General features: G+C 49.7%; 5 protein-coding genes and 1 pseudogene. 5 read left to right on the top strand and 1 reads right to left on the bottom strand.

Annotated elements, in window-relative coordinates:
- The 5 genes and pseudogenes from ACKOVI_RS01640 to ACKOVI_RS01620 form a co-directional block, all read left to right on the top strand.
- Positions 1-468 (top strand): annotated as a pseudogene (locus ACKOVI_RS01640) (glutamine synthetase); the annotation flags it as partial.
- Positions 469-533: 65 nt separating this feature from the next.
- On the top strand, positions 534-1,295 hold the full coding sequence (gene heR, locus ACKOVI_RS01635; protein ID WP_509602179.1) for a heliorhodopsin HeR: 762 nt from the start codon (positions 534-536) through the stop codon (positions 1,293-1,295).
- Between the two features lie 179 nt (positions 1,296-1,474).
- Positions 1,475-3,190, top strand: coding sequence for a 2-isopropylmalate synthase (leuA, locus tag ACKOVI_RS01630; RefSeq protein WP_509602177.1), 1,716 nt, complete (start codon positions 1,475-1,477; stop codon positions 3,188-3,190).
- A gap of 14 nt (positions 3,191-3,204) precedes the next feature.
- Positions 3,205-3,948, top strand: a complete 744-nt coding sequence (recO, locus tag ACKOVI_RS01625; protein ID WP_509602175.1) for a DNA repair protein RecO — start codon at positions 3,205-3,207, stop codon at positions 3,946-3,948.
- The gene (locus ACKOVI_RS01620) at positions 3,945-4,658 is read left to right on the top strand and encodes an isoprenyl transferase (protein ID WP_509602173.1); all 714 of its coding nucleotides are present in this window, start codon (positions 3,945-3,947) and stop codon (positions 4,656-4,658) included. Before recO ends, ACKOVI_RS01620 begins: the two co-directional genes overlap by 4 nt.
- A gap of 3 nt (positions 4,659-4,661) precedes the next feature.
- Here the strand turns inward: ACKOVI_RS01620 and ACKOVI_RS01615 are convergent.
- Positions 4,662-5,359 (bottom strand): ZIP family metal transporter (locus tag ACKOVI_RS01615; protein ID WP_509602171.1); only part of this gene is annotated, 698 nt, incomplete at its 5' end.

The raw sequence follows: 5,359 nt of genomic DNA, 5'->3' as shown, positions 1-5,359 counted from the left end.
ATCTTGAAGCATGCATCGGAAATTACAGCTATTACCAATCAGTGGGTCAATTCGTATAAGCGTCTACAAGGCGGGGGCGAAGCGCCCGCAATTATTAACTGGGGCCACAATGATCGCGGGGCTCTTGTTCGCATTCCTATGTACAAGCCCAACAAAGAGAACTCAACTCGTATCGAATTCCGTTCACCGGATTCTGCATGTAATCCATACCTTGCCTATGCAGTGATGATTGCAGCGGGACTGAAGGGAATCGAAGGCAAGTACACACTTGCGGCATCGACTGAGACAGAGAAGCTTCCAGCTAATCTCAATGAGGCTATTTCTATTATGGAGAAGAGCGACCTGGTTCGCGAAACACTGGGCGAGCATGTCTTCGAATATGTACTGCGTAATAAGCGAGCAGAGTGGCTGGACTATCGCCGCCAGGTCAGCCAATACGAGCTCGATCGTTATCTACCCGTTCTCTAGTTCTTGAAAGAACTGGCCGCTAATTCGGCAGGAAAATCCTGAAGACCCCTTGTACCTTTATAGGTATGGGCAAAGAAGTAAATGTCACCAAGTTACGTCGCGCCAACATCGTGGCCGGTCTCCTGCATCTAGCCCAGATGGGTGTAGTTCTCGCACTTGCCAATGGCTTTACTCTTCCCATTGTTGCTCGATATATGGCAGGTCCTCCAGGATCAACATTCACAGAACCAATTGTTCTCCTGGATGCCCCAATCGGACTGACAGTTGCAATCTTCTTAGGACTTTCGGCTCTCTTTCATTTTGTAGTTGCATCACCGCAGTTCTTCTATCGATATTCACTAGGCCTAAAAGAACAACGCAACTTCTTTAGATGGGTTGAATACTCCATCAGTTCATCTGTGATGATTGTCTTGATTGCACTTATCTGCGGCATCTCTGATGTTGCAGCAATCATTGCTCTATTTGGGGCGAATGCCTCAATGATTCTCTTTGGATGGCTCCAAGAGAAGTATGAGACTCCAGGTAACGGTCGATGGCTCCCATTCATCTTTGGCTGCATCGCAGGAATCGTGCCTTGGATTGCAATCACTATCTATGTTTTGAGCATTGGTGGTCCAGCAGGGACTTCAGCTCCAGGCTTTGTCTATGGAATCGTGATCTCGCTCTTCGTGCTCTTTAATGTCTTTGCACTTGTGCAATGGCTTCAATACAAAAAAGTTGGAAAGTGGTCTGACTATCTCCGAGGAGAGCGCACGTACATCACCCTCTCATTGGTTGCGAAGTCAGCTCTTGCATGGCAGATCTTCGCATCCACTCTCGTTTCTTAATTATTGAGATACGGATACCGCCCCTTGGAAAGTAAGTAGGGGCGGGGTAGGATTACCCCACTATGAAGCTCCGCGGACTCCTCCTTATCCGCCGTAGCGAGGCCTAATCACCGGTCTCCTCGCTGCGGGGTTTGGTGTCGCCGGTAACAAGTCGGCCCACAACAAATAGGAGCAAGTCAATGAATTTCCCGAAGCAAACACCCTCAAAGATGCCTGTGCATCGATACTCATCCTTTATCCCTGTAGAACTCACCGATCGCACCTGGCCAGATAAGAAGATGACAGCGGCTCCTAAGTGGTCATCGGTCGATCTCCGCGATGGCAACCAGGCGCTCATCGATCCAATGGATACACCTCGTAAGTTGGCGATGTTCAAGTTGCTCGTTGCCATGGGTTACAAAGAGATTGAGGTGGGCTTCCCATCTGCATCTCAGACTGATTTTGATTTCGTTCGCAAAATTATTGATGAGGGCTTGATTCCTGACGATGTCATCATCCAGGTTTTAACTCAGGCTCGCGAACCGCTTATCCGTCGTACCTATGAAGCCATCGCTGGCTCAAAGCAGGCGATTATTCATCTTTATAACTCGACATCTACTTTGCAACGTCGCGTGGTCTTTGGTCTTGATAAAGAAGGCATCAAGAAGATCGCTACGGATGGCGCTCAGCTCTGCCTCGATCTCATGAAGACAGTTCCTGAGACAAAGATTTCCTTTGAATATTCTCCTGAGTCATATACGGGGACAGAACTTGAATTCGCTGTTGAGGTCTGTAACGCAGTCAATGATATTTGGAAGCCAACACCACAGTGGAAGACAATCATGAATCTTCCCGCAACAGTTGAAATGGCAACTCCAAACGTTTATGCAGATTCCATCGAATGGATGTGCCGCAATCTCAATAATCGCGACTCTGTCATCGTTTCATTGCACCCACATAATGATCGCGGAACAGGTGTTGCTGCAGCTGAACTTGGATTCCTTGCAGGTGCAGACCGCATCGAAGGAACTTTATTTGGCAATGGTGAGCGAACCGGAAACGTTTGTCTTGTAACCCTAGGCATGAACATGGTCTCGCACGGAATCGATCCCCATATTGATTTCAGCGATATCGATGAAATTCGCCGTACCGTGGAATATGCAAACCAGCTCAAGGTTCCAGAGCGTCACCCATACGGTGGCGACTTGGTATTTACTGCATTCTCTGGCTCGCACCAGGATGCAATTAAGAAGGGCTTCGAACACCTTGAGCGCGATGCTGCTGCAGCTGGGGTTCCAGTTGATCAACACACATGGGCCGTTCCTTATCTGCCTATCGACCCAAAAGATATTGGTCGCTCATACGAAGCTGTTATCCGTGTGAATTCCCAGTCTGGCAAGGGCGGAGTTGCCTATCTCTTGAAGACTGAGCACCACCTCGACCTTCCACGTCGTCAGCAGATTGAATTCTCGAAGATTGTTCAGGCCAAGACCGATCACGAAGGTGGCGAAGTTACTGCAGATCAATTGTGGAACATCTTTGAAGATGAGTATCTACCAACAGAATCTGCTCCATGGGGACGCTTCCGACTGAAGGGCTTGGCGCAATCATCTGTCATGAATGAAGATGTTCAGCTGACTGTGCAGATGACAGATCGCGGTGAAGCAATCGAACTTCAGGGCCATGGCAATGGACCTATCGCTGCCTTCTGCAACATTCTCAATCATTACGGCGTCGATGTTCGCGTTCTCGATTTCCATGAGCACGCTCTCTCTGCAGGCGGAGATGCCTCTGCTGCTGCATATCTCGAATGCGCAATCGGCGGAGATGTCTTTTGGGGAGTCGGAATCGACCCTAATACGACAACTGCTTCACTGAAGGCAGTCGTGTCTGCAATCAACCGCGCTATTCGCTAACTACCCTTAGCGCCGTGAGTACCAAAGGCGCCCTCTATCGTGATGAAGCGATAGTTCTGCGTACCCAAAAGCTCGGTGAGGCCGATCGCATCATTACCATGCTCACCAAAGAACACGGTCGGATTCGTGGGGTGGCAAAGGGCGTCCGTCGCACGATGTCGAAATTCGGTGCGCGCCTCGAGCCCGGCAGCCACGTTGATATTCAACTTCACACGGGTCGCACCTTCGACACCATTACTCAAGTTGAAGCGTTGATGAACTACGGTGAAGAAATCTCAAGCGACTATCAGCGTTGGACAATAGCTCATGCAATTTTAGAAACTGCAGAACGATTCTCGCCCCACGAGCAAGAGCCTGCTCCGCAAGAGTTCGCACTTGTTGTGGGTGGCATGCGCGCCCTTGCTGAAAATAGATATGACCCGTCACTGATTCTCGATGCATTTCTTCTACGTTCACTTTCTATCGGTGGATATGCACCGTCGCTCTCGCAATGTTCGCGATGCGAAAAGCCAGGGCCACATCGATACTTCTCACTCGTCGGTGGCGGATCTGTCTGCAACGACTGTCGCCCATCCGCATCTGCTACCCCTGCACCCGAGACGCTGCAGTTAATGGATGCGCTTCTGAATGCTGATTGGCAGACCGCATCCTCGAGCGAAGGTAAAAACCGTCGTGAAGCTAGTGGATTGATTGCCGCCTATTTACAATGGCACCTTGAACGCGGACTTCGCAGTCTGCCTATGGTGGAGCGTGCATGAGCAAGAAGAAGATTGAAGTCCCTCACCACATCGCTGTCGTGATGGATGGCAATGGTCGTTGGGCGAAACAACGTGGCCTTCCTCGCACGGCGGGCCATGAAGCTGGTGAGAAAGTTCTCTTCGAACTCGTAGAAGCTGCAATGAAATTTGGCGTCAAAGAGATGAGTGCCTACGCGTTCTCTACCGAAAATTGGAAGCGCACGCCCGAAGAAGTGAAATTCTTGATGGGCTATAGCCGTGAATCACTGCGCAATCGTCGTGATCGCCTCCACGAGCTCGGCGTCAAAGTGCAATGGGTTGGTCGTCCTCAACGTCTCTGGAAGTCAGTGATTCAAGAGCTTCAAGAGGCAGAAGAGCTCACTTCAAAGAATAAGAAATTCACTCTCAATATGTGCGTCAATTATGGCGGGCGTGCAGAGATTGTGGATGCTGCGGCAGAGCTGGCTCGCGATGTTAAACGCGGAAAAGTTAAAGCTGATTCGATCACCGAGAAGACTTTTGAGAAGTATCTCTATTCACCAAAGATGAGTGATGTCGATTTGTTCTTGCGTTCATCTGGCGAGCAACGCACCAGCAACTTCTTGCCATGGCAAGCAACGTATGCTGAATTTGTATTTATGGATGTGCTCTGGCCGGATATGACGCCAGCCCAATTATGGCGAGCAATTGAAGAGTATTCGTGCAGAGATAGAAGGTTCGGGAAAGCGTAACTCTTAGCCAAGCGCCGCGACGATAGCCCACATCGCGATTACTCCGACAATTGTTGCACCAAAGGTCCAACGGCTTGAATGTCGCGAGTGCGCCTCAGGCAAGATATGTGATGTTGCAAGATAGATAAGAAAGCCACTAAAGAGTGCGAGATATATCGACAATAAAGAATCACTGAGTGCGAGATATGTTCCGAAAGTGGCTCCACCGATACGTGCAATCGCATCCACGCCAAGAAGTGCATAAGACCGTGATGTCCAATGTCCGCTCTTGACCATCAACGAGACTGTATTTAAACCATCGCTAAATGCGTGAACCAGAACAGCAAGAAATACTGCGAAACCAAGCTTGGTATCAATCTGAAAGGCGACGCCAAGTCCGATACCGTCGAGAAAAACATGTCCACCCATTGCAAGTGCACCCACTGCACCTGCGATGTTGTGGTGCTCGTGATCGTGGCCGTAATCAGATTCTGCTGGCTCGTGCGAACCAAAGAAACCTTCAACGATATGAAGCGTTAAAAATCCTGCAAGAAGTGCAACTGAGACAGCCGGGACTCCAAGCCAAGTGTCGTGATTCATCTCAAAGACTTCAGGGAGAAGATCAAAGCCCACAAGACCGAGAAGCAAGCCAGCGGAAAGGCCCAATACAAGGTGGAAACGATCAGAGGCGCGGAGAGCGATATAGCCACCAAGCGTGGTTG

Origin of the sequence: Candidatus Planktophila sp., assembly GCF_046070465.1 — a bacterium.
Classification (GTDB): Bacteria; Actinomycetota; Actinomycetes; order Nanopelagicales; family Nanopelagicaceae; genus Planktophila.
This window is presented reverse-complemented; position numbering and strand designations above follow the sequence as displayed.

What these genes read in the sequence shown, in the direction of transcription:
- ACKOVI_RS01620 (WP_509602173.1), top strand. Translation starts at nt 3,945, where the DNA reads ATGAGCAAGAAGAAGATTGAAGTCCCTCACCACATCGCTGTCGTGATG.
- heR (WP_509602179.1), top strand. Translation starts at nt 534, where the DNA reads ATGGGCAAAGAAGTAAATGTCACCAAGTTACGTCGCGCCAACATCGTG.
- leuA (WP_509602177.1), top strand. Translation starts at nt 1,475, where the DNA reads ATGAATTTCCCGAAGCAAACACCCTCAAAGATGCCTGTGCATCGATAC.